Consider the following 22,546-nt stretch of genomic DNA (forward strand, 5'->3'; position numbering starts at 1 on the left):
CGCCTCACGGGTGCCAGGACGTGGCGCAATTGTAGCCAGCGCGCCGCCCCCCATCCGCCGTCCCCTTACAATTCCGGCTGTCCCACCCAGGTTTTCATCATGCCCACACGTCGCATCATCCTTTCCGGGCTTGCGCTCGACGCCCGCATCGGCATCCTCGAACACGAGCGCCGCGCCACCCAGCCCCTGCATGTCGACGCCGAATTCGATGTGGACATCCAGCGCTCGGTCGACGACCACGATATCCACAGCGTGCTGGACTACCGCCGTCTGCGCGAGGCCATCGTCGAGGAATGCACGCAGGCGCATGTGAACCTGATCGAAACCCTGTCCGAACAAGTCGCCGCGCGCCTGTTGGCCGACTTCCAGGAAATCCGCTCGTTACGCTTGCGCATCAGCAAGCCCATGGCCTTTTCCGACTGCGCGGCGGTAGGCGTGGAAATCCAGATTTCGCGTTGATCATGAACGATATTGCACCGCCCCCCGCCGTCCGCTCCCCCGAGGTCCGCTTTCGCACCGAGGCCGAGGAAAAGGCCCGCCACGAAGGCAACAAGCTGACCAAGCGCCTGGCCCGCGAGACGACGCGCGCGCTGTCCGACTACAACATGATCGAAGAAGGCGACCGCGTGATGGTCTGCCTGTCGGGCGGCAAGGATTCCTATGCCATGCTGGACATCCTGTTGCAGCTGCAAAAGCGCGCGCCGTTCAAGTTCGAGCTGATCGCCGTCAACCTGGATCAGAAGCAGCCGGGCTTTCCCGACCACATCCTGCCCCAGTACCTGAAAGACCTGGGCGTGCCCTTCCACATCGAGACGCAGGACACGTATTCCATCGTCACGCGCGTGCTGGAAGAAGGCAAGACGATGTGCTCGCTCTGTTCGCGCTTGCGTCGCGGCATCCTGTACCGCGTCGCGTCTGAACTGGGCGCCACCAAGATCGCGCTGGGCCACCACCGCGACGACATCCTGGCCACGTTCTTCCTGAACCTGTTCTATGGCGGCAAGGCCAAGGGCATGCCGCCCAAGCTGGTGTCGGACGACGGCCGCCACACCGTGATCCGCCCGTTGGCCTACGTGGCCGAAACGGACCTGATCGCCTACGCCGAACTCAAGCAATTCCCCATCATCCCGTGCAACCTTTGCGGCTCGCAGGAAAACCTGAAGCGCAAGGAAGTGGGCCGGATGATTAAAGACTGGGACAAGCAGCATCCTGGCCGCTCGTGGAACGTGTTCAACGCGCTGTCGCGCGTGGTGCCGTCGCACTTGATGGACCGCGACCTGTTCGACTTCGTCGGCCTGAAACCCACCGGCGTGCCAGACGCGAATGGCGACACGGCGTTTGACGCGGTGGACCCGGACGACAACGCGGACGACGCCTGCGGCGACACGCCGGAAGCGTCCGCCGACGCCAGCGGCATCGTCGAGAAAAAAGTGATGTTTACGCGCGGATAGTTGCGTGGTCGGTAGCAGGGGCAGGCACAAACGCCTGCGCCCGCGATCACGCCGCCGATGACGGGTTCAACACCCGAATCGGCTTGCCCGCCTGAAACGCCTTCACGGCGTCCAGCGCGTTCTGGTAGAACGCTTCGAAATTCTCGCGGCTGACGTAGCCCAGGTGCGGGGTCAGGATCACGTTGTCCAGGTCGCGCACCGAGTCGGTGGGCGATAGCGGCTCTTCGGGGTAGACGTCCAGGCCCGCGCCGGCCAAGCGGAATTTGACCAGAGCGTCCATCAGGGCCTCGTTGTCGACCAGGCCGGCGCGCGACGTGTTCACCAGATAGGCGGTCGGCTTCATCGCGGCAAGCGCCGCGGCGTCGACCACGTGACGGCTGCGCTCGGACAAGATCAAGTGCAGGCTGACCACGTCGGACGTGGCAAAAAGCGTGTGCTTGTCGACACGCTTGACGCCCGCCGCCTCGGCGCGTTCGTCCGTCAGGTTGGGGCTCCAGGCCACCACGTCCATGCCGAAAGCCAGGCCCACCTTGGCCACGGCCGCGCCCAGCTTGCCCAGCCCCAACACCCCCAGCCGCTTGCCGGCCAATGGCTCCGGCATGGCGGTTTGCCACATGCCGCGGCGCATGGCCGCATCTTCCGCGGGCAGGTGCTTGAAAAGCCCCAGGATGTGCGCCCAGGCCAGTTCGGCCGTGGCGGTGTTGGCGTCGGCACTGCCCGGCGCGCCGCACACGACGATGCCCTGTTGCGTGCAGGCTTGCATATCGATGGCGTTGTTGCGCATGCCGGTGGTGATCAACAGGCGCAGCTTCGGCAACGCGCGAATGCGCTCGGCCGGAAACGGCGTGCGTTCGCGCATCGCCACGATCACGTCGAAGGGTTCCAGCGTGGCCTCGACCTGTTCGACCGGAATGAAGTTGTTGAAGATCTGCACCTGGGCGTCACCGCCCAGCGAGGTCCAATCCGCATAGCGCCGTGCTACGTCGTGGTAATCGTCCAGTATTGCGATTTTCAAGTGTCTTCTCCGGGTGGCAAGGCGGCTATCGCGCCAGCCACCCGGCCGGCGCGATCAGCGCCGGTCAGTTCAAGCGTTCTTTCAGTTGGTCCAGCGGAATGGCGCCGCTGACGCGCGAGCCGTCGGCAAAGAACAGCGTGGGCGTGCCGCGCACCATCAGGCGGTGGCCCAGTGCAAGCAGCTTGTCTTCGGGCACGTCGCAGTTGCCGGCGGCCGGCTTCTTGTTGCGCACCATCCAGTCGTCCCAGGTCTTGCCCTGGTCCTTGGCGCACCAGACGTCGCGCACCTTGTCCTTGGAATCGGGCGACAGAATCGGGTACATGAAGGTGTAGACGGTGACGTCGTTCAGGTCTTCCATCGTCTTGCGCAACTGCTTGCAATAGCCGCAGTTGGGATCTTCAAAAATGGCGACCTTCTTTGCGCCGGTGCCCTTGACCTGCTTGATGGCCAGTTCCAGCGGCAGCTGATCAAACGTGACGGCGCTAAGCTTTTCCTGCGCCTCGCGGGTGACATCGCGGCGCGTCATGGCGTCTATCAACGGACCTTCCATGACCCAGGTGACTTTTTCGTCCGTGTAGAGCAGGTCCATGCCCAACTGCACTTCAAAAATGCCGTAAGGCGTCAGGCGCACGGCGGTGACGTCCATGCCGGAAAAGCGTTGTTCGAAGCGTTCCTTGACGGCGTCGAGCTGCGGCGTCGACACGCTTTTTTCGCCCTTGGCGGGTTTGCCGACCGACTCGGTGGAGACGGCCTTGCCTTGGGCCGGCGCCTGCGCCAGAGCCGGGGCGGACAAGCCCAGCCCGCCGGCCAGGAAACAAGCCGCCAGCGTGGCGGAGATGCGGAAAGTCATGGGTGCTCCTGTACTTATCGTGTTCTTTGGGGGAAAGCGTAACTCATCCGGCAAGGAGCCGGGCCGGACGACATGCCGGTTGGACGCGGAAAGGCGAAGTGTCGTTCAGACGCCCGGCGCGCTTCAAGGTTCCAAAAGAAAACCTCAAAGCGCGGGGCTGACCGCCCGTGCCGGATCGCCCGCTGCGGGGCGTGCGCCTCAATGCCGCATCAATTGGCCGATGCACCCGCGATCAGGCGGCGTTTGACCAAGGGCGCGCGTTCCACCACATGCATCCCCGCGTTTCGCAGCCACACCAGCGGCGTCGCGCGCGAGGAGAACAGCTTGTGCAGGCCGTCGGTAGCCAGGCGCATCGCCAGCACCGGTTCGGCGCGGGCGCGCTGGTACCGATGCAGCACGCGGATGTCGCCCGCCGACCGGTAGGACTCGCGGCCAGCCACGGTGCGGGCCAGCGCCTCGACGTCGCCCAGGCCCAGGTTCAGGCCCTGGCCCGCCAGGGGATGCAGCCGGTGCGCGGCGTCGCCGGCCAGCGCGATGCCGGGCGCCACCATCTGCGCGCGTTCCAGCGTCAGCGGAAAGCCGTGCAATTTGCTGCGCACCTTCAAGCGGCCCAGCCGGCCCTCGGCGGCGTCGGCCAGCAAGGTTTCCAGCCGGGCAGTTTGCTGTTCGGCCGGCAAGGCCAGCAGCGCCTGCGCCGGTTCGCTGCGCATGGACCAGACCATCGACACTTGCGGACCGTCGGCGGTGTCGGGCAGCGGCAACAGCGCCAGCACGCCGTCGTCACGGAACCACTGGATGGCAGTGCCATGGTGGGCGTGTTCGGCATCCAGATGCACCACCAGGCCCGTGTCGTTGTAGGACACGGTGTCGTGCTTCAAGCCGGCCGCCGTGCGCAGCGGCGAGGCCGCGCCGTCGGCGCCCACGAACAATTCCGCCTGGATGCGCGCCCCGCTTTCGGTATCGACCGCGCCATCCTGATAGCCGATGCAGCGGTCTTCCAGCCAGGGGATGCCGAACATCCGCACCGCCTGGATCAACACGCGCTCGATCTCGCCAGATTCGACGATCCAGGCCAGTTGCGGCAACGCCGCCTGCCAGGCGTTCAGGTTGACCTGCCCGTCGGCGTCGCCGTGGATTTCCATGGCTTGCACCGGCATCAGCCGGCCGGCGGGCATGGCGTCCCACACGCCCAGCTCGGCCAGGAAACGCTGGCTGGCGGGCGAAATGGCGTAGACGCGCGGGTGGTAATGGTTGGGATCGGCGGCGGGCACGGATGAACGCGGCGCCAGCACGGCAACGCGCTGGCCGCGCCGGGCCAGCGCCAGGGCGGTGGACAGGCCGACGATACCGGCCCCGCATACGACGATTTGATGGCTCATCTTGCCGAGGGCTCCCCAGCTTGCTTGGGCCACAGCACCCACATCTGGCCCCGTTGTTTCATGCGGCCCGCCTGCTGGCCGGCTTCTTCACCGTAACCCCAGTAGAAGTCGGCGCGCGCGGCGCCCCGGATGGCCGTGCCCGTGTCTTGCGCGAAAACCAGCCGTTGCAACGGGCGGTCGGAGGCCGGGAAGGTCGTGGCCAGGTACACCGGGGTGCCCAGCGGCACGAAGGTGGCGTCCACGGCGATGGATCGCTTGGGCGCCAGCGGGATGGCGTAGGCGCCCTTGGGCCCCTGTTCGGGGTCGATGACCGGCTCTTCGCGGAAGAACACCACCGCCGGATTCGCGTTCAGCATTTCAGGCACGCGCTTCGGATTGCGCTGTGCCCAGGCGCGGATGTTCTGCATGGACGCCTGATCGGCGCTGAGTTCGCCCCGGTCGATCAGCCAGCGGCCGATGGACACATAGGGCTGGCCGTTATGGTCGGCGTAGGCCACGCGGATGGTCTTGCCGGCGTCGGGGCCGTCGGTCAACTGGACGCGGCCCGAGCCCTGCACTTGCAGGAAGAAGTTATCCACCGGGTCATCCACCCAGACGACAACCGGCGGCTTGCGGCCCGAGGGGGATTCGATGGCGGCGCGGGTGTCGTAGGGCACCACGCGCTTGCCGTCCAGCTTGCCGCGCACGCGCTTGCCGGCCAGGTCCGGGTAGACCGAACCCAGGTCGATGGTGAGCAAGTCGGCCGGCACGGCGTACAGCGGCCATTGGTAGTTACCGCCCTGGCGGCGCGATCCGCGCACCAGCGGCTCGTAGTAGCCGGTGACCGTGTTGGTGGCCGGCTTGCCGTCGGCGGCGTTCAGACGCCACGGCTGCAAATAGGTTTGCAGGAAGCGGCGCACGGCTTCGCCGTCGCCCGCCGCCGGCGCGCGGGCCGGGTCGATGGCCGCGGCGCAGACGGGCTGCCACGCACGCGGCGTGGCGCGCGCCGGGGCGGCCAGATTGCCGCTGGTCGGACGCATCAGCCCACGGCAATTGCGCAGGAACAGGGGCCAGAACTGGGTCAGGTCGTCGGCGGACCAGCCGGGCATTTCGGACCAGGTGCCGGCCTTGAACTTGCCGGCCAGCGCGCGCGGCGGGGTGTCAGGCAACGCCGACAGCGACGGCACCACCAGGGGGCCGTCAGCCGCCGGAGCACGCGAGCCGGGGATGGTGCTGGTTTCGCCGGGGCCGGAAGGAATTTCCGACGGCGTGGAGCATGCCGCCAGCAAGATCGGCAGCAGGGACAGGCTGAGAATGCGCTTCATGAGCTAGGAAAAAAACGAGCGACGGGCGGGGCCATTCAATGCAGGGTGCGAGGCATGGCCAGGACGAATTCGGAGATCGGCACTTCGAACGGGATGCCGTTCTCGCCGACGCAGTGATAGGTGCCGCGCATGGTGCCCACGGGGGTGGGCAGCGGACAGCCGCTGGTGTATTCGAAGGTTTCGCCGGGCGCCAGCAACGGTTGCTGGCCCACGATGCCCAGCCCGCGCACTTCCTGCACGCGCTGGTTGCCGTCGGTGATGACCCAATGGCGGCTGATCACCTGGGCGGGATGTTCGCCGGTGTTGGTGATGCGAACGGTATAGGCAAACACGAATTGCTGTTCGCCCGGATCGGACTGTTCAGGCACGAAGCGCGGAGAGACAGAGACGCTCAGGTCGTAAGGTTTCACAGTCCTTCCCTGTGTGGCTGGACGCGGGGGCCGGAGATCGGCGCCGGGCGTTCGGGAGACGTTTGGACAACGCAGAATTGGGAGCCGTGGAACCGAGCCTTTCCCGAACCCGCGCCTCAAACTGCAATAATGGCACATTATGCCCTCCCCGATCCCGAACATCATGTCTACCTCCACGGCCTCCACCCGCATCACCCCCAGTATCCTGTCGGCTGACTTCGCCCGCCTGGGCGAGGAAGTCCGCAACGTCGTCGCCGCCGGTGCCGACTGGATACACGTGGACGTGATGGACAACCACTATGTCCCCAATCTGACCATCGGCCCGATGGTGTGCGCGGCCATCCGGCCCCATGTGCAAGTGCCGATCGACGTGCATCTGATGGTCGAGCCGGTGGATGACCTGGTCCCGATGTTCGCCAAGGCAGGCGCCGATTACATCAGCTTTCACCCGGACGCCAGCCGCCACGTGGACCGCACGCTGTCGCTGATCCGCGAAAACGGCTGTAAGGCCGGCCTGGTGTTCAACCCCGCCACGCCGCTGTCCTACCTGGACTACGTCATGGACAAGATCGACCTGATCCTGATCATGTCGGTGAACCCGGGCTTTGGCGGCCAGAGCTTCATTCCCGGCACGCTGGCAAAGTTGCGCGAAGCACGCGCCCGGATCGACGCCTGGACGCAGGCCGGCGGCCAGGAAATCGTGCTGCAGGTGGACGGCGGCGTCAAAATCGACAACATCGCCGAAATCCGCCGCGCGGGCGCCGACACCTTCGTGGCCGGCTCGGCCATTTTCGGCAAGCCCGACTACGCCGGCATCATCAAATCCATGCGCGAACAGATCGCCATCGGCGAAACCACCGCCGTCTAAGCCACCAGGAAACCTCGACATGACCGCTTTTCGCGCCGCGCTGCTGGACCTGGACGGCACCCTGCTGGACTCCATCCCCGACCTGGCGTTCGCCGCCAACGCCATGCGCGTCGACCTGGGCCTGACCGTGCTGCGTGAAGACGTGGTTGCCACGTTTGTCGGCAAGGGCGTGGACAACCTGGTCCGCCGCAGTCTGGCGGGCAGCCTGGACGCACCCGACCCGTCGGCCGAGGAATTCGCCCGCGCCCGCGACTCCTTCTACCGGCACTATCACCTGGTCAACGGCGAACGCGCCCAGGTCTACCCCGGCGTGATCGACGGCCTGAAGCACATGCGCGACCAGGGCCTGAAACTGGCGGTGGTCACCAACAAGCCCACCGAATTCACCCTGCCGCTATTGCAGCGCACGGGTTTGGCGGGCTTTTTCGACGCCGTGGTCTGCGGCGACACCTGCGTGCGCCGCAAGCCCGACCCCGACCAGGTGCTGCACGCCTGCGAACTGCTGGGCGTGGCGGTGACCGAGGCCGTCACCATCGGCGACTCGATCAACGATGCCCAGGCGGGCCGCACGGCCGGTACGCAAGTGCTGGTGGTGCCTTATGGCTACAACGAAGGCCGGGACGTGCGGGAGCTGGATGTCGATGGTATAGTTGACACGCTTGTCAACGCCGCTCAGTGGGTTGCGCTCTGGAACCAAAACCAGAACGCCGCAAAAATCGCTTCCTGAATCGCTTCCTGAATCGCCTCCTGAATTGCGTCGGCAAACACCTGAACAACCGAACACTGCACCTCATCAAGACACACCCGGATCAATGAACGCTTACCCCCAGAACCAAATGCTCGGCGCCTCGTGGCGCTGGTGGCGTTTGTCTTCCGGGTGGCGATGATCCCTCCCGGCCCTGGACGCGTATGCCGCCTAGTGCCGTAGCTGTGTAAACACAGAGCCAAGCCCGGAACCAGACACCTGGACCGGGCTTTTTTGTTGTGCGCCCGGTCTGAAAGCAAACCAAAAATCGCTTACGAGACCCCGACATGACCGAAATCGAATTCAAGGCCCTCGCCGCTCAAGGCTACAACCGCATCCCGCTGGTGGCCGAGACCTACGCCGACCTGGACACCCCGCTGGGCATCTACCTGAAGCTGGCGCACGCAGGCCCCTTGGCCGGCCGCATGACCTGCCTGATGGAATCGGTGGTGGGCGGCGAGCGCTTCGGGCGCTATTCCTTCATCGGCCTGCCCGCCCGCACCGTGATCCGCGCCAGCGGCACGCTGACCGAAGTGCTGCACGACGGCAAGATCGTGGAAACGCACGAAGGCGATCCGCTTGCCTTCATCGAGCAATACCAAAGCCGTTTCAAGGTGGCGCTGCGCCCCGGCATGCCGCGCTTTTGCGGCGGCCTGGCCGGCTACTTCGGCTACGACACCGTGCGTCACATCGAGCCCTGCCTGGGCCCTGCCGTCAAGCCGTTCCCGGCCGGCATGGAGGGCGGTACGCCCGACCTGATGCTGATGCATGTGGACGAATTGGTCATCGTCGACAACCTGGCGGGCCGCATCTACCTGATGGTGTACGCCGACCCCAGCCAGCCCGAATCCTACAGCCGCGCCCAGCAGCGCCTGCACGATCTGCGCGCGCGCCTGCGACGCCCCGTGGAAATTCCGTACAGCCACGCCAGCATGCAGACCGAAGAGCGGCGCGATTTCAAGAAAGAAGACTATCTGGCCGCCGTACACCGCGCCAAGGAACACATCGCCGCCGGCGACCTGATGCAGGTGCAGATCGGCCAGGTCATCGCGAAGCCGTTCCGCGATTCGCCGCTGTCGCTGTACCGCGCGCTGCGCTCGCTGAACCCCTCGCCTTATATGTACTTCTGGAACTTCGGTGACTTCCAGGTGGTGGGCGCCTCGCCCGAGATCCTGGTGCGCCAGGAGCGCGTGGTGGACAACGGCGTGCCCAAGTCGCAGATCACCATCCGCCCGCTAGCCGGCACCCGCAAGCGCGGCGCAACGCCCGAGGAAGACGCGGCACTGGCCGCCGAATTGAAGGCCGACCCCAAGGAAGTGGCCGAACACGTGATGCTGATCGACTTGGCGCGCAACGACGTGGGCCGCGTGGCCGAGGTGGGCTCGGTCAAGGTCAGCGACACCATGGTCATCGAACGCTATTCGCACGTGATGCACCTGGTGTCCAACGTGACGGGCAACCTGAACCCCGGCATGAGCAGCATGGACGTGCTGCGCGCGTCCTTTCCCGCCGGCACGCTGACGGGCGCGCCCAAGGTGGAAGCCATGAAGATCATTGACGAACTGGAACCCGTGCGCCGTGGCATCTACGGCGGGGCTGCCGGCTACCTGAGCTATGGCGGCGAAATGGACGTGGCCATCGCCATCCGCACCGGCGTCATCAAGGACGGCACGCTGTATGTGCAGGCCGCCGCCGGCATCGTAGCCGACTCGAACCCCGAGGCCGAATACGCCGAAACCGAAGCCAAGGCCCGCGCCGTACTGCGCGCCGCCGAACAGGTCCAGCACGGCCTGGACGAACCCATCTGATCCCGGCCCGGCCCCGCCGCACGCCCCCCGCCCGCACGGAGAAAAAAATGCTGTTGATGATTGATAACTACGATTCGTTTACCTACAACCTGGTCCAGTACTTTGGCGAACTGGGCGAAGACGTGCGCGTGGCGCGCAACGACCAGATCACCCTGGAAGAGATTGCCGCGCTGAACCCGGACCGCATCTGCGTGTCCCCCGGCCCGTGCTCGCCCGCGGAAGCCGGCATCTCGGTGGCCGCCATCCAGGCCTTCGCCGGCAAGAAGCCGATCCTGGGCGTGTGCCTGGGCCACCAGGCCATCGGCGCGGCCTACGGCGGCGACATCGTGCGCGCCCAGCAAATCATGCACGGCAAGACGGTGCAAATTTCGCACACCGGCACCGATATCTTCAACGGCCTGCCCACGCCCTACACCGTGATCCGTTACAACTCACTGACCATCGACCCCGCCACCCTGCCCGACTGTCTGGCGGTGACCGCCACCGCGCCCGACGGCGACATCATGGGCGTGCGTCACAAGACCCTGCCGCTGTACGGAGTACAGTTTCATCCCGAGTCGGTGCTCAGCGAACATGGCCATGCCCTGCTGCGCAATTTTCTGAACCTCGCCTAAGACAAGAAGGACGCATCGTGACCATTTCCCCCACCGAAGCCCTGACGCGCTGCATCGAACACCGCGAAATTTTCCACGACGAAATGCTGCATCTGATGCGCATGCTGATGCGCGGCGAGATGTCGCCGCAGATCGCCAGCGCGCTCTTGATGGGCCTGCGCGTCAAGAAGGAAACCATCGGCGAAATCACCGCCGCCGCGCAGGTCATGCGTGAATTCGCCACGCCCGTGGTCACGCCCAATCCGCAAGACCTGCTGGATATGTGCGGCACGGGCGGGGACGGCAGCCACACGTTCAACATCTCGACCACCGCCATGTTCGTGGCGGCGGCGGCCGGCGTGCCGATCGCCAAGCACGGCAATCGCAGCGCGTCTTCGTCCAGCGGCAGCGCCGACGTGCTGGAAGCGCTGGGCGCCAACCTGGTCCTGTCGCCCGAGGAAGTGGCCGAATGCATCCAGGCCACCGGCATCGGCTTCATGTTCGCGCCCGCGCATCACGGCGCCATGAAGAACGTGGCCGCCGTGCGCAAGGAATTGGCCGTGCGCACCATCTTCAATATTCTTGGCCCCCTGACCAACCCGGCCGGCGCCGCCAACCAGTTGATGGGGGTGTTCCACCCGGACTTGGTGGGCATTCAGGTGCGCGTGCTGGAACGCCTGGGTTCGCGCCACGTGCTGGTGGTACACGGCAAGGACGGGATGGACGAAGCGTCCTTGGGCGGGGCCACGCTGGTGGGCGAGCTGAAAGATGGTCAAATACGGGAATATGAAATCCATCCCGAAGACTACGGGCTATCCATGATGTCCAACCGGTCCATCAAGGTGTCCAATCGCGAGCAGTCACGCGAACTTGTCATCGAGGCGCTGGAAAATGTCGAGGGCACGGCCCGCGACATCGTCGCCCTGAACGCAGGACTTGCCATCTACGCCGGCAATAAAGCCGATTCCATTCCCGAAGCCTTAGCGCTAGCATTTGAAATGATCGCCACCGGCGCGGCGCGAGCCAAGCTGGAAGAATTCTGCGCATATACCCGGAAATTCCAGAAATGAACGATATTCTTGCGAAGATCCTCGCCGTCAAGGTCGAGGAAGTCGCCGCCGCCCGCCAGATGCGCAGCGAAGCCGAAGTCCTGCGCGAAGCGCAGGCGCGCCAGGACGTGCGCGGCTTTGCCCAAGCCATCGAAGACAAGATCTCGCAAGGCAAGGCCGGCGTCATCGCTGAAATCAAGAAAGCCTCGCCCTCCAAGGGCGTGCTGCGCGACACCTTCGCCCCCGCCGACATCGCCTCGTCCTATGCCGTGCATGGCGCCGCCTGCCTGTCGGTGCTGACCGATGTGCAGTTCTTCCAGGGTTCGCACGACCACCTGCGCCAGGCGCGCGCGGCGTGCTCGCTGCCCGTGCTGCGCAAAGACTTCGTGATCGATTCCTACCAGATCATCGCTGCGCGCGCGATGGGCGCCGACTGCGTGCTGCTGATCGTGGCCGCGCTGACGCCGACGCAATTGCGCGACTACGAAACGCTGGCGATGGAACTGGGCATGGACGTGCTGGTGGAAGTGCACGACGCCCGCGAACTGGACGTGGCGTTGACAATGAAGACGCCGCTTCTGGGCATCAACAACCGCAACCTGCGCACCTTCGAAACCAGCTTGAAGAACACGCTGGACCTGCTGCCCAACATTCCGGCCGGCAAGCGCGTCGTCACGGAAAGCGGCATTCTCAAGCCCGAAGACGTCAAGCTGATGCGCGACAACAACGTCAATGCCTTTCTGGTGGGCGAAGCCTTCATGCGCGCCAAGGACCCCGGCGCGGAACTCGCGCGTCTGGTCGGCTAGGGCCGCTATCGCGGACGCGGCCCAACCAGATTGCCCGCGCGCCGATACACGGTGCTGCGGTGCACACCCAGCGCGCGCGCCGCTCGGCTGACGTTGCCGCCATGCGCGGCCAGCGCATCCCGAATGGCGGTATCGGTCATCGATTGCAGATCCGCCGCGCCGCTGTCCGCCGTGGGCGCGTCCTGCGTGGGGCACGATGTGGCGGATGACTGCAACAGTTCGGCGGGCAGCATGTCGACATCGACCACGCCCGACGGACCGGCCAACACATGCAAGGTGCGCAGCACCGCTACCAACTGCCGGTAATTGCCCGGCCACGAATACCCGGCCAGCCGGGCTTCGATTGACGGTGGCAGCACCGGCCCCGGGCCTTGCGCCGCCCACAACGCGCGCAGCAATTCCAGGCGGTCGGCGCGGGCGCGCAGCGGTTCCAGCGTGACCGTATATTCGGCAATGCGGAAATACAGGTCCGGGCGCACCGGCGCATCGGACCCTTCGTGCGCCAGCGGGCGATGGGTGGCGCACACCAGCGCAAAGTCCACCGGCACCGGCCGCGCCGCCCCCAGCGGCGACACTTCGCGCGTTTGCAGCACCCGCAGCAAGCGTGATTGCAGCAGCAGCGGCATGTCGCCAATTTCATCCAGGAACAACACCCCGCCATGCGCCTGGCGCAGCAAGCCCTTGCTGCCTTGCCGGCGCGCCCCGGTGAAGGCGCCGTCTTCGTAGCCGAACAGTTCGGATTCAATCAGGCTTTCGGGCAGCGCCGCGCAATTGACCGCCACGAAGGGGCCCGATGCGCGCTTGCCTCGCGCGTGCACTTCGCGGGCGAACACTTCCTTGCCGACGCCGGTTTCGCCTTGCAGCAATAGGGAAACGCCCGCGTCCGACAAATGCACCGCACGCGCCAGCGCACCCAGCGTGGCGGCATCGAAGCTGGGCGCCGCCGGCCGGACGGTGGCGGCGGGCAGAGCCGGCGCCGTGGGCTGCGGCGGCCGCGAACGCGGCTGACGCAAGCGCGCGTGGTAGCCGGCGCCCGATCGCGCCAGCACCCGGCCGGACGCGTCGGGGCAGCGTTCCAGTTCGCCGTCGAACACATCGGCGTAGCGATACACGCCCAGTGCGGTCGGGGCCAGACCCAATGCCTGCAACGCACGGCGGTTCGCGCCGATCAGCAGGTCGCCCTGAAATGCCAGCAAGCCTTCGCCGGGCGCGCCCAGCCCGGTCGGGTCGTCGTGCAGACGCAGCACCGCGTAGTGTTCATAAGCCTGTTCAAACAGGCGGTGTTCGATGACGTCCACGGCCGCGCGCACCAGCGCCAGCACGTCGGGGCGGACATCGCGCGCCTGGCTGGACAAATCCAGCACGCCCAGCGTGCGCCCTTCGCTGTCGGTGATGGGCACCGCCGCGCAGGTCAGGATGCGATTGGGTTCGAAATAATGTTCCGCGCCATGCACGGCAATGGGTCGGCCTTCGACCAAAGCCGTTCCGATGGCGTTGGTGCCCGCCGCCGCTTCATCCCACGGCGCGCCCGGCATCAGCGCCACGCGCGATGCGCGGCTGGCAAAACCGCTATCGCCGTCGCTATCCAGCACCAGGCCCTGGGCGTCCGACAGAATCACAAGATTGCCGCTGCCGCCGGCCTGGCGGCGCAGGTAGGACATGGCGGGTTCAGACAAGCGGCGCAGCGCTTCGTTGCGCTGCTGGGCCTCGCGCAGTTCGCCTTGCGTCATGAGCTCGGCACGCCGCACACCGCGCATGTCAAAGCCCAGGTCGGCGCATCGGCGCCAGGACCGCAGGATGGGCTCGGCAACGATGCCGCCGGGCACGGCGCCCTGCTGGTTGAACAGCAGGCGCGCTTGCGTCAGCGCGTGCTGACGAGATTGACTGGCCATGCTTGTCTCCTTGGACAGGCGCTTCTGCGACACCTGTTCCGCGACAACGTCGCAAATAACGACATCTCGAAGGGGCAAAACTGTTGCACGCCGGACAGGGCGCGTCGAAGTCAACTTTCGCACGCGAGGGCGCGCGCTGTCCAGCGGGGAAGCCCGCACGTTGGCATGTTCCTTGCTTGATACCAGGCAGGCAGCTGACTGCCGCTATCCCACAAAATCGGAGACAAGCATGGACATCGCGACCCGCATCACCCCGGACACATATGGCACCCGTCTGGACCTGAAAACGCAGTACGACAACTTCATCGACGGCAAGTGGCAAAAGCCGGCGGATGGCGAGTACTTCGACAACGTCACGCCCGTCACCGGCCAGGTGCTGACGCGCAACGCGCGTTCGAAGGAGCGCGACGTGGACCTGGCGCTGGACGCCGCCCACCGCGCCGCGCCGAAATGGGGAGCGACCCCGGCCGCTGAACGTGCCCGCATGCTGATGCAGATCGCCGACGTGATGCAAGCCAACCTGGAACGCCTGGCCAACGCCGAAACCTGGGACAACGGCAAGCCCATCCGCGAAGCGCGCGCCGCCGACATCCCGCTGGCCATCGACCACTTCCGCTACTTCGCCTCGTGCATCCGCAGCCAGGAAGGCGGCCTGTCGGAAATCGATAGCGACACCGTGGCCTACCACTTCAATGAGCCGCTGGGCGTGGTCGGACAGATCATTCCGTGGAACTTTCCCATCCTGATGGCGGCGTGGAAGCTGGCACCCGCGCTGGCCGCGGGCAACTGCGTGGTGCTCAAGCCCGCCGAGCAGACCCCGCTGGGCATCCTGCTGCTGATGGAACTGATTGGCGACATCCTGCCCCCGGGCGTGCTGAACGTGGTGACGGGCTTCGGTCTGGAAGCCGGCAAGCCGCTGGCCTCCAGCAAGCGCATCGCCAAGATCGCCTTCACCGGCGAGACCACCACCGGCCGGCTGATCATGCAGTACGCGTCGCAGAACATCATCCCCGTCACGCTGGAGCTGGGCGGCAAGTCGCCCAACATTTTCTTTGCCGATGTGGCGGCGCAAGATGACGACTTTCTGGACAAGGCGGTCGAGGGCTTCGTGATGTTTGCGCTGAACCAGGGCGAGGTGTGCACGTGCCCCAGCCGCGCGTTGATCCAGGAATCGCTGTACGACAAGTTCATGGAACGCGCGCTTAAGCGCGTGGCCGAGATCAAGCAGGGCAACCCGCTTGACGGCGACACCATGCTGGGCGCGCAGGCGTCCACCGAGCAACTGGAAAAAATCCTGTCTTACCTGGATATCGGCAAGCAGGAAGGCGCCGACGTGCTGGCGGGCGGCTCGCGGGCGCAGATGCAAGGCGCGTTGGAAGGCGGCTACTACGTGCAGCCCACGGTGTTCAAGGGCCACAACAAGATGCGCGTGTTCCAGGAAGAAATCTTCGGGCCGGTCGTGGCGGTAACCACGTTCAAGGATGCCGACGACGCGCTGGCGCTGGCCAACGACACGCTGTACGGCCTGGGCGCGGGCGTGTGGTCACGCGATGCCAACACGTGCTACCGGATGGGGCGCGCGATCAAGGCGGGCCGCGTGTGGACGAACTGCTATCACGCCTATCCCGCGCATGCGGCGTTTGGCGGATACAAGCAGTCGGGCATCGGGCGTGAAAATCACAAGATGATGCTCAACCACTATCAGCAGACGAAGAACCTGCTGGTGAGCTATTCGCCCAAGAAGCTGGGTTTCTTCTGACGCGAAAAGCGTGAGCAACGCGCGCCGGGCCTTCGGGCCTGGCGCGCGGGAACTTCGGAGCGCAAGATCGCCGGGCCGCCGGGCCGCCGGACCACGGCCCCTACACAGGACACCGCCATGGAAGCACCCACCCCGCGCGTCGTCGCCACCGACCAAGCGCGCCAACTGATCGACACCTTGCGCGCCAAGCACGGCCCGCTGATGTTCCACCAATCGGGCGGCTGCTGCGATGGCAGCTCACCCATGTGCTATGCCCAGGGCGAATTCATGGTCGGGGGCTCGGACGTGCTGCTGGGCCAGCTGGAAGGCTGCCCGTTCTACATGGGCGAGGACCAGTTTGCGTACTGGGAGCACACCCAGCTCATCATCGACGCGGTGCCCGGGCGCGGCGGGGCATTCTCGCTGGATAGCGCGGAAGGCAAGCGCTTCCTGCTGCGATCGCGCCTGTACTCGGACGAGGAATGGGCGCGCGTGGCGCCCGTTACGAAGGGCTGACGGAATTGTCCTGGTCACCCAAGGCAACGTCGCCGGCGCCTACCCGATCGCGCGCCCATTGCAGCGCGTCTTCCAGGCGATCATTGCCCCAGAACATTTCGCTGCCCGCAAAAAACGTGGGCGCGCCGAACAGGCCCAGGTCCCGCGCGCGGTCCACCTGACGGCGCAGCGCTTCCTTGGCGGCTTCGGACTTGCCGCGCGCGATCAGCGCATCGGCATCCAGCCCCAGGTCTTGCAGCAGGCCATGCACCACGTCTTCGGACTGGATGTCCAGGTCGTCCTGGAAATTCGCGCGAAATACCGCCACGCAGAAATCGCGGCACCACGGTTCGTCCTGGCCCAGCAGGGCGATGCGCGCCGGCAGCACGCTCATGCGCGGGAACAGTCGCGGGCGGTTGTAGGTAATGCCGTATTTGTCGGCCAGGCGGGCAATGTCCCGCATCATGTAGGCGCCCTTGCCCGGGAACAGGCGAAACGGAGAATCGTTCCAGCCCTGGGCCTGGAAAATCGGCCCCAGCAAAAAGGGGCGCAAGTCCACCACCACGCCCGCGCTTTCCGCTAGCGCCTGCACGCGCAAGATGGCCAGATAGCTGTAAGGGCTGGCGAAATCGAACCACATCTGCATGCGGGGCGAGTCGGGCAAAGACGCGTTCATCAGGCAACTCCGGCAGGGCTGGGCTGCGACCAAGGCCCGGCTGGCGCTTGTCGCAGGCTTCTATTGAACGCTGCGGGCGTACTATTGCTCAAGCAACATTTCCGCCCGATACGCATGAGTTTCACGAATGTCATATCCGCTGGCAAAACTCCCGCCGCTTGATCTGGTACGGGGCTTCGTCGCTGTGGGCCGCCGCATGAGCATCACCCTTGCCGCGCAGGATCTGCATGTGACGCAGTCCGCCGTCAGCCGCCAGATCCGCGCCCTGGAAGCGCATTTGGGCGTACCGCTGTTGGTGCGCGGCTTTCGCAGCGTGTCGTTTACCTCTGAAGGCGCGCAGCTATTTCGCATGGCCGACGTGTGGCTGAGCCAGTTGGGCGACCTGACCGAACAGCTGCGCGCGCCCGAGCGCCGCACACCGGTCACCGTGACCACGACCATCGGCGTGGCTTCCCTGTGGTTGCTTCCGCGCCTGGGCGCCTTCCAGTCGGCGCACCCGCATATCGACGTGCGCGTGGCTGCGGACAACCGCCTGATCGATATCGACCGCGAAAGCGTCGACATCGCCATCCGCTACAGCCTGCGCGACAGCGTCCCGGATACCGCTGCCTGGATGTTCGGAGAGTCGGTGGTGCCCGTGGCGCACCCGTCGCTGAATGCCCGCGAGCTGGATGCGCGCGAGCTGCAACGCCATGTGCTGCTTGAATTCGACGACCCGACCCGGCCCTGGCTGCAATGGTCGGAATGGCTGAATGCGCGCGGCCTGAACCGGGCGCGCGCCAAGGGCATGCTGCGCTTTAACCAATACGACCAGATCGTGCTGGCGGCGCTGGCCGGCCATGGCATCGCGCTGGGCCGGCTGGCGCTGATTGCGCCGATGCTGGCCGACGGGCGCTTGCAACCGGTGGGCGGGCAGGCCGCCCTGGCCACCGAGCACGCTTATTGGCTGGTCCGCAACGCGCGGCGCAGCACCGCCGACGCCGATGTGGTCGCCGCGTGGCTGATGCAACAGGCGGCGACCACGGCCCGCGACCTGTCCGGCGAATCCGCCCCCGGCTCTGCCCGCTGACCAGCGGCCATCCGACCCCGCCACGGTTCGTACACGCCACTCACAAAGCTATACAAACCTTTGTACATTTCGGGTCCCGCTCAAGTACAGTTCGCGCTGCATGGCGAACAGCGGCCATAACCCCAACCACGAAAGCCGCCTGTTCGATCCCAGCCACTCCGGCGCGCCTTGTAGGATTCCCGCGATCCCCCGCAACCCGGAAATCGGGGCCGGAGTTCCATCATGCATTCATCCCCTGATGGCCCATCAAGCCCGGGCCAGGGGCGCTTTGTTGCCGCAACCCCCGTTTTTCGCCTGGCCCCCCCACTGATGCAGATAAAGCGTTTACGCCTGACCGACACCGACACCTGGCAAGACTGGTTTCACAACGTGCAGCGCGCATTCCTCGTGATCCTGGCGCCCTGGCTGGTCAGCGTCCTGGCGCAGTTCATCGGACGCAGCTATCTACTGGTGAAGTACGCGCCGTCGGCCACCTATTCCGCGCTGCCACAAGACGTGGGCCGCACGCTGGGGATTGGCCTGCTGTTCGACATCAAGGTCACCAGCATCGCCTTTTCGGCGTTGCTGTTGATGGCGATGCTGGTGGCCGGCAGCCGCCCCCTGTATGCCCGCTGGCTGCGCCTGACGCCGGGCGTCGGGGCGGCCATGGCCGCGTTGATTGCCGGTTCCACCGTGGTCAGCGTCTGTTACTTCGCCACGTTTTCCCGATCGATCGATATCTTCGTGTTCGGCATGATCGACGACGATACCCGCGCCATCCTGATGACGCTGTGGCACGGATACCCGGTGGTGCAAGCGGGCGTGCTGCTGTCGGCGGTGCTGGTCTGCACGTGGTGGCTGGGGACACGCTGGCGCCGCCGCGTGCTCAGCCTGCCGTTGCGGCGGCGGGCGCTGCTTCCCACCGCGCTGCAACTGTTGTTCATCGTTGCCGTTACCGTGTTGGCCTGCCGGGGGTCGCTGGGCCGGTTTCCGCTGAACAAGGACGACACCAGTATCTCGACCATGCGCTTGTTGAACGCCATTGCGCCCAACGGCATCTCTGCTTTCTCGTGGGCGCTGCGCGAGCATGGCAACGACAAGCGTTTCCTGCCCGCCACCGCCGCCGAAGGCGAAGCGCTGTACGCACGGTTTCTCGGGCACCCGGTAAAACCCGACCTGACGCCCTTTAACGCGGTGACCGGCGCCAACCCGGCAGCGCTAGCGCGGCCGCCGCATGTTGTGCTGCAAGTCATGGAAAGCATGGGTCACCACCTTAATGCCTATGACCAACCGGGCCGCGATCTGCTCGGTGCGCTGCGCCCGCATTGGGAACAGGACTGGCGCTTTGACCGCTTCCTGTCGGAAGGCAACGGCACGATCGATTCCCTGGCCCGCCTGCTGGTACGCAGCCCGGTGCCGGCCATCGGCCAATCGTCGGCCGCCGACGACACCTTCGCCAGCAATGCCTTCGCACCGTATCTGGCACGCGGCTACCGTGTGTTGTTCGTGACGTCCGGCGCGGCCACCTGGCGCAACCTGGGCACCTTCGCCACGCACCTGGGCGCCCACGAATTCATCGACCAGCAGACCTTGCGCGCCAAGTATCCCGAAGCCCAGGCAGGCACGTGGGGCGTACCGGACGAATACATGTTCCGCTACATCGAAAGCCGCCTGGCCGATGCCGATCGGGATGGCCAGCCGCTGTTCATCGTTGCGTTGTCCACCACGCACCATCCCCCGTTCATCGCGCCCGACGGCGCGCAGCGCAGCGGCCTGGACTTGGCCGATGTGACGCGCCAGCCGTACTTTAAAAGCTGGAGCTCGGTGCAAGACGCGTTCTACGCGCTGCGCTACGCCAACGATCAGCTGGGCCAGTTCCTGACGCGCGTGAAGGCCTCGGCCAGCGGCGCCCGCACCATCATCGCGGTCACGGGTGACCACAATATGCAGGGCCTGAATTACCAGGACGCGCGCGAAGCCGCGCTGGCCCGCGCCGTGCCCTTCTACCTGTACGTGCCGCAAGCGTACCGGGGCCAATCGGTGTTCGACCCGGCCCGCGTGGGCGGCCACAAAGACATATTGCCCACGCTGTATCAGCTGAGTCTGCCCGCCACGCCTTACTACCGCACGGGCTGCGATCTGCTGGCGGCGCAGCCGGACCCGGTCTGGTGCTTCGGTATCAACGACCCGCATCTGACGATCACGCAAGACGGTGCGTACCGGCGCGACCGCCCAGGCAAGATCCTGCCCTGGGCCAACGCGCAGGGCCTGGCGCTAGGCGCCGAACAAGCGACCACGCCGACGCAGCGCGCCCAGCAAGAGCGGTTGGCCGCCTATCCCAAGCTGATGCTCTGGCAGATCAATTACCAGGTGCAATCGCAAGCCCGGCCGTAAGGTTGCACTGCCGCGCCCGAAAGCCGGGGCGGCGCGGCATGCCGCAGCGCGAGGCTGCCACGATCAGCCCAGCGGCGGCTCGGAACCGCCCCTGACCGATGCACGGTCAGCCAACCTGCACTTGCCCGTCACCCGCGATCATCTCGCCCACGACGGTTGCCTGGTCAAAGCCCTGCTCACGGAATAGCGCCAGCACCGCGTCGGCCACTTCCGGCGCGCAGGACACCAGCAGTCCGCCCGAGGTTTGCGGATCGGTCAGCAAGGCGCGCTGCGCGTCGGTGACACCCGCGGACAGCTGCACGGCGTTGCCGTACGAGGCCCAATTGCGGCCCGATGCGCCCGTGATGACGCCCTGGGAAGCAAACGCTTCCACGCCGGGCAGCCAGGGCAACGCATCCAGGTCAAGGCGCGCGGTCAGTTTTGCGCCGCGCGCCATTTCCAGCGCGTGGCCCAGCAAGCCAAAGCCCGTGACGTCGGTCACCGCGTGCACGCCGTCCAGCGCGGCCAACGCGGCGCCGGGCCGGTTCAAGCGGGTTGTCGTGTCGATCATGACGCGGTAGCCGGCTTCGTCCAGCTGGTTCTTTTTCAGCGCGGCCGACAAGATGCCCACGCCCAACGCCTTGCCCAGAATCAGCACGTCGCCCGCACGCGCATCGGCGTTGCGCTTGACGCGGCTGGGATGCACCAGGCCCATCACCGCCAGGCCATAGATGGGCTCGACCGAATCAATGCTGTGGCCGCCCGCGACCGGAATGCCCGCTTCGGCGCAGACCGATTCGCCCCCGCGCAGAATGTCCGCGATGACGCTGTGCGGCAGCACATTGATCGGCATGCCCACGATGGCCAGCGCCATGATTGGCGTGCCGCCCATCGCATAGACGTCCGACAGCGCGTTGGTCGCGGCGATGCGGCCGAAGTCGTGCGGGTCGTCAACGATGGGCATGAAGAAATCGGTCGTGGCGATGAGCGCCTGCTCGTCATTAAGCCGATACACTGCCGCGTCATCGGCGGTCTCGGTGCCCACCATCAGGTTGGGGTAGCTGGCGGCGGGGCCGAAACGCTTGAGCAGTTCGGACAGAACGCCCGGCGCGATCTTGCAGCCGCAGCCGCCGCCATGCGAAAGCGAAGTCAAACGCGGCACTGCCGCGGACGCTACATCGTGGGTCATTTCAGTCTCCGGATCTCAATCGAAAAAGGATAGCATCGCGCCCGCCCTTCGCCCTATGATGTTTCGGCGACGCGCGCGGTGGCGGTATGCCGGGCAGGACCCGCGCGACGCCCGCCATCCAAGCCCGTTTCCCTTTGACCTTTGCGAAGGACGCCGTCTTGATCAGCCGCCGCCGCCTGCTTCAAACCGGCCTGTCCCTGGCCGCCCTGCCGTATCTGCCCAAGCTGGCGCGCGCCGCCGATGACGCCGCGCTCAAGGCCGCCACCGGCCCCGATTGGGCGCCATGGACCTTGCCCACCCCCGCCCTGGTACTGCCCGACCTTTCCGGGCGCGAGCAAAAGCTGTCGGCCTGGCGCGGCAACGTGGTCATCGTCAGCTTCTGGGCCACCTGGTGCGAGCCGTGCCGCGACGCCATCCCGTTGATGTCCACCATGGCCAAGCGGCATCGTGAAGAAGGCCTGCGGCTGGTGGCCGTCAATGTGGGCGAAGCGCTGGGCAAGGTTTCGACCTTTCTGGCCAAGTCGCCGGTGGCCGGCACGGTAATGCACGACCGCAACAGCGCGGCGTCAAAGAAATGGGATGCCATCGCCTTGCCGGCCAATTACCTGGTGGACCGAGGCGGGTCGATCCGATATTGGCATCTGGGCGAGCTGGACTGGAAGTCGGAACAGGTGACGGCCGTGGTGACGCGCATGTTGCGGCGGTAGGCGCGCAGGGGTGTGCGTGGATGAAGCCGTGGCGGGGGGTGTGGCGGGGGGTGTGGCGGAAGGCAGCAGGAGTCGAACCTACCTGGGAACGTCTGACGCCCCCAACTGGGTTTGAAGCCCAGCCGTGCCGCCGGGCACGGATGCCTTCCG

At 66.0% G+C, this 22,546-nt stretch carries 21 protein-coding genes and 1 tRNA gene; 13 read left to right on the forward strand and 9 right to left on the reverse strand.

Features of this window, described 5'->3' with window-relative positions; genetic code table 11:
* The first annotated feature begins 99 nt into the window (after nt 1-99).
* On the forward strand, nt 100-459 hold the full coding sequence (gene folB / locus AC0Z35_RS20240; RefSeq protein WP_046805622.1) for a dihydroneopterin aldolase: 360 nt from the start codon (nt 100-102) through the stop codon (nt 457-459).
* A 2-nt stretch (nt 460-461) separates the two neighbouring features.
* Nucleotides 462-1,451 (forward strand): tRNA 2-thiocytidine(32) synthetase TtcA, encoded by a 990-nt coding sequence (gene ttcA / locus AC0Z35_RS20245; protein ID WP_120153575.1) that lies wholly within the window; start codon nt 462-464, stop codon nt 1,449-1,451.
* A 46-nt stretch (nt 1,452-1,497) separates the two neighbouring features.
* Here ttcA and AC0Z35_RS20250 read toward each other — a convergent pair whose 3' ends face one another.
* The 5 genes from AC0Z35_RS20250 to apaG form a co-directional block, all read right to left on the reverse strand.
* Nucleotides 1,498-2,466: a D-2-hydroxyacid dehydrogenase family protein gene (locus AC0Z35_RS20250; RefSeq protein WP_046805620.1), complete on the reverse strand. Its 969-nt coding sequence runs from the start codon at nt 2,464-2,466 to the stop codon at nt 1,498-1,500.
* A 64-nt stretch (nt 2,467-2,530) separates the two neighbouring features.
* On the reverse strand, nt 2,531-3,316 hold the full coding sequence (locus AC0Z35_RS20255; protein WP_485132578.1) for a DsbC family protein: 786 nt from the start codon (nt 3,314-3,316) through the stop codon (nt 2,531-2,533).
* 209 nt (nt 3,317-3,525) lie between these two features.
* Entirely contained in the window at nt 3,526-4,695 is a 1,170-nt protein-coding gene (locus AC0Z35_RS20260) for a UbiH/UbiF family hydroxylase (protein WP_485132579.1), read from the reverse strand.
* Nucleotides 4,692-5,999, reverse strand: a complete 1,308-nt coding sequence (gene mltA, locus AC0Z35_RS20265) for a murein transglycosylase A (RefSeq protein ID WP_046805617.1) — start codon at nt 5,997-5,999, stop codon at nt 4,692-4,694. Before mltA ends, AC0Z35_RS20260 begins: the two co-directional genes overlap by 4 nt.
* A 35-nt stretch (nt 6,000-6,034) precedes the next feature.
* Complete coding sequence (apaG, locus tag AC0Z35_RS20270; protein ID WP_046805616.1) at nt 6,035-6,409, reverse strand: Co2+/Mg2+ efflux protein ApaG; 375 nt, start codon at nt 6,407-6,409, stop codon at nt 6,035-6,037.
* A 139-nt stretch (nt 6,410-6,548) separates the two neighbouring features.
* Between apaG and rpe the strand changes: the two genes are divergently transcribed.
* The 6 genes from rpe (at nt 6,549) to trpC (ending at nt 12,278) form a co-directional block, all read left to right on the forward strand.
* Nucleotides 6,549-7,277: a ribulose-phosphate 3-epimerase gene (gene rpe, locus AC0Z35_RS20275; protein ID WP_046805615.1), complete on the forward strand. Its 729-nt coding sequence runs from the start codon at nt 6,549-6,551 to the stop codon at nt 7,275-7,277.
* A 19-nt stretch (nt 7,278-7,296) separates the two neighbouring features.
* Entirely contained in the window at nt 7,297-8,004 is a 708-nt protein-coding gene (locus AC0Z35_RS20280) for a phosphoglycolate phosphatase (RefSeq protein ID WP_046805614.1), read from the forward strand.
* Between the two features lie 305 nt (nt 8,005-8,309).
* Nucleotides 8,310-9,830 carry an anthranilate synthase component I gene (trpE, locus tag AC0Z35_RS20285; protein WP_046805613.1) on the forward strand — a complete coding sequence of 507 codons (1,521 nt, stop codon included), beginning with the start codon at nt 8,310-8,312 and terminating at the stop codon, nt 9,828-9,830.
* A 47-nt stretch (nt 9,831-9,877) separates the two neighbouring features.
* Nucleotides 9,878-10,444 carry an aminodeoxychorismate/anthranilate synthase component II gene (locus tag AC0Z35_RS20290; RefSeq protein WP_104144831.1) on the forward strand — a complete coding sequence of 189 codons (567 nt, stop codon included), beginning with the start codon at nt 9,878-9,880 and terminating at the stop codon, nt 10,442-10,444.
* Between the two features lie 17 nt (nt 10,445-10,461).
* Nucleotides 10,462-11,493 carry an anthranilate phosphoribosyltransferase gene (gene trpD, locus AC0Z35_RS20295; protein WP_046805611.1) on the forward strand — a complete coding sequence of 344 codons (1,032 nt, stop codon included), beginning with the start codon at nt 10,462-10,464 and terminating at the stop codon, nt 11,491-11,493.
* Entirely contained in the window at nt 11,490-12,278 is a 789-nt protein-coding gene (trpC, locus tag AC0Z35_RS20300) for an indole-3-glycerol phosphate synthase TrpC (protein ID WP_485132580.1), read from the forward strand. The genes trpD and trpC overlap by 4 nt, the downstream gene beginning before the upstream one ends.
* A 5-nt stretch (nt 12,279-12,283) precedes the next feature.
* Here trpC and AC0Z35_RS20305 read toward each other — a convergent pair whose 3' ends face one another.
* Nucleotides 12,284-14,170, reverse strand: coding sequence for a sigma-54-dependent Fis family transcriptional regulator (locus AC0Z35_RS20305; protein ID WP_485132581.1), 1,887 nt, complete (start codon nt 14,168-14,170; stop codon nt 12,284-12,286).
* 229 nt (nt 14,171-14,399) lie between these two features.
* Here AC0Z35_RS20305 and adh point away from each other — a divergent pair, with 229 nt between their 5' ends.
* Both adh and AC0Z35_RS20315 read left to right on the forward strand, forming a co-directional pair.
* Nucleotides 14,400-15,929 (forward strand): aldehyde dehydrogenase, encoded by a 1,530-nt coding sequence (gene adh, locus AC0Z35_RS20310; protein WP_485132582.1) that lies wholly within the window; start codon nt 14,400-14,402, stop codon nt 15,927-15,929.
* A gap of 117 nt (nt 15,930-16,046) precedes the next feature.
* Nucleotides 16,047-16,424 (forward strand): DUF779 domain-containing protein, encoded by a 378-nt coding sequence (locus tag AC0Z35_RS20315; protein WP_046805607.1) that lies wholly within the window; start codon nt 16,047-16,049, stop codon nt 16,422-16,424.
* Here AC0Z35_RS20315 and AC0Z35_RS20320 read toward each other — a convergent pair.
* On the reverse strand, nt 16,411-17,079 hold the full coding sequence (locus tag AC0Z35_RS20320; RefSeq protein WP_046805606.1) for a 2-hydroxychromene-2-carboxylate isomerase: 669 nt from the start codon (nt 17,077-17,079) through the stop codon (nt 16,411-16,413). The genes AC0Z35_RS20315 and AC0Z35_RS20320 overlap by 14 nt on opposite strands.
* 127 nt (nt 17,080-17,206) lie before the next feature.
* On the opposite strand from AC0Z35_RS20320, the gene AC0Z35_RS20325 reads away from it, so the two are divergent.
* Nucleotides 17,207-18,148 carry a LysR substrate-binding domain-containing protein gene (locus AC0Z35_RS20325; RefSeq protein WP_485132583.1) on the forward strand — a complete coding sequence of 314 codons (942 nt, stop codon included), beginning with the start codon at nt 17,207-17,209 and terminating at the stop codon, nt 18,146-18,148.
* A gap of 222 nt (nt 18,149-18,370) precedes the next feature.
* Entirely contained in the window at nt 18,371-20,521 is a 2,151-nt protein-coding gene (locus AC0Z35_RS20330) for an LTA synthase family protein (RefSeq protein WP_485132584.1), read from the forward strand.
* A gap of 106 nt (nt 20,522-20,627) precedes the next feature.
* Here AC0Z35_RS20330 and selD read toward each other — a convergent pair whose 3' ends face one another.
* Nucleotides 20,628-21,689, reverse strand: coding sequence for a selenide, water dikinase SelD (gene selD, locus AC0Z35_RS20335; RefSeq protein ID WP_046805603.1), 1,062 nt, complete (start codon nt 21,687-21,689; stop codon nt 20,628-20,630).
* 158 nt (nt 21,690-21,847) lie between these two features.
* Here selD and AC0Z35_RS20340 point away from each other — a divergent pair, with 158 nt between their 5' ends.
* Nucleotides 21,848-22,396: a TlpA family protein disulfide reductase gene (locus AC0Z35_RS20340; RefSeq protein ID WP_104144879.1), complete on the forward strand. Its 549-nt coding sequence runs from the start codon at nt 21,848-21,850 to the stop codon at nt 22,394-22,396.
* 53 nt (nt 22,397-22,449) lie between these two features.
* Here AC0Z35_RS20340 and AC0Z35_RS20345 read toward each other — a convergent pair.
* Nucleotides 22,450-22,545, reverse strand: a tRNA-Sec gene (locus AC0Z35_RS20345).
* Nucleotide 22,546 lies beyond the last annotated feature (1 nt).

The sequence above is a fragment of the Achromobacter sp. 1L-A-4-B-C2 genome (genome assembly GCF_057291955.1).

Bases quoted from the DNA above. Each gene is read 5' to 3' on its own strand.
- AC0Z35_RS20315 (WP_046805607.1), top strand. From the start codon at position 16,047: ATGGAAGCACCCACCCCGCGCGTCGTCGCCACCGACCAAGCGCGCCAA.
- trpE (WP_046805613.1), top strand. From the start codon at position 8,310: ATGACCGAAATCGAATTCAAGGCCCTCGCCGCTCAAGGCTACAACCGC.
- AC0Z35_RS20325 (WP_485132583.1), top strand. From the start codon at position 17,207: ATGTCATATCCGCTGGCAAAACTCCCGCCGCTTGATCTGGTACGGGGC.
- selD (WP_046805603.1), bottom strand. From the start codon at position 21,689: ATGACCCACGATGTAGCGTCCGCGGCAGTGCCGCGTTTGACTTCGCTT.
- trpC (WP_485132580.1), top strand. From the start codon at position 11,490: ATGAACGATATTCTTGCGAAGATCCTCGCCGTCAAGGTCGAGGAAGTC.
- AC0Z35_RS20290 (WP_104144831.1), top strand. From the start codon at position 9,878: ATGCTGTTGATGATTGATAACTACGATTCGTTTACCTACAACCTGGTC.
- AC0Z35_RS20280 (WP_046805614.1), top strand. From the start codon at position 7,297: ATGACCGCTTTTCGCGCCGCGCTGCTGGACCTGGACGGCACCCTGCTG.
- AC0Z35_RS20255 (WP_485132578.1), bottom strand. From the start codon at position 3,316: ATGACTTTCCGCATCTCCGCCACGCTGGCGGCTTGTTTCCTGGCCGGC.
- mltA (WP_046805617.1), bottom strand. From the start codon at position 5,999: ATGAAGCGCATTCTCAGCCTGTCCCTGCTGCCGATCTTGCTGGCGGCA.
- AC0Z35_RS20260 (WP_485132579.1), bottom strand. From the start codon at position 4,695: ATGAGCCATCAAATCGTCGTATGCGGGGCCGGTATCGTCGGCCTGTCC.
- AC0Z35_RS20320 (WP_046805606.1), bottom strand. From the start codon at position 17,079: ATGAACGCGTCTTTGCCCGACTCGCCCCGCATGCAGATGTGGTTCGAT.
- AC0Z35_RS20305 (WP_485132581.1), bottom strand. From the start codon at position 14,170: ATGGCCAGTCAATCTCGTCAGCACGCGCTGACGCAAGCGCGCCTGCTG.
- ttcA (WP_120153575.1), top strand. From the start codon at position 462: ATGAACGATATTGCACCGCCCCCCGCCGTCCGCTCCCCCGAGGTCCGC.
- adh (WP_485132582.1), top strand. From the start codon at position 14,400: ATGGACATCGCGACCCGCATCACCCCGGACACATATGGCACCCGTCTG.
- AC0Z35_RS20330 (WP_485132584.1), top strand. From the start codon at position 18,371: ATGCATTCATCCCCTGATGGCCCATCAAGCCCGGGCCAGGGGCGCTTT.
- rpe (WP_046805615.1), top strand. From the start codon at position 6,549: ATGCCCTCCCCGATCCCGAACATCATGTCTACCTCCACGGCCTCCACC.
- folB (WP_046805622.1), top strand. From the start codon at position 100: ATGCCCACACGTCGCATCATCCTTTCCGGGCTTGCGCTCGACGCCCGC.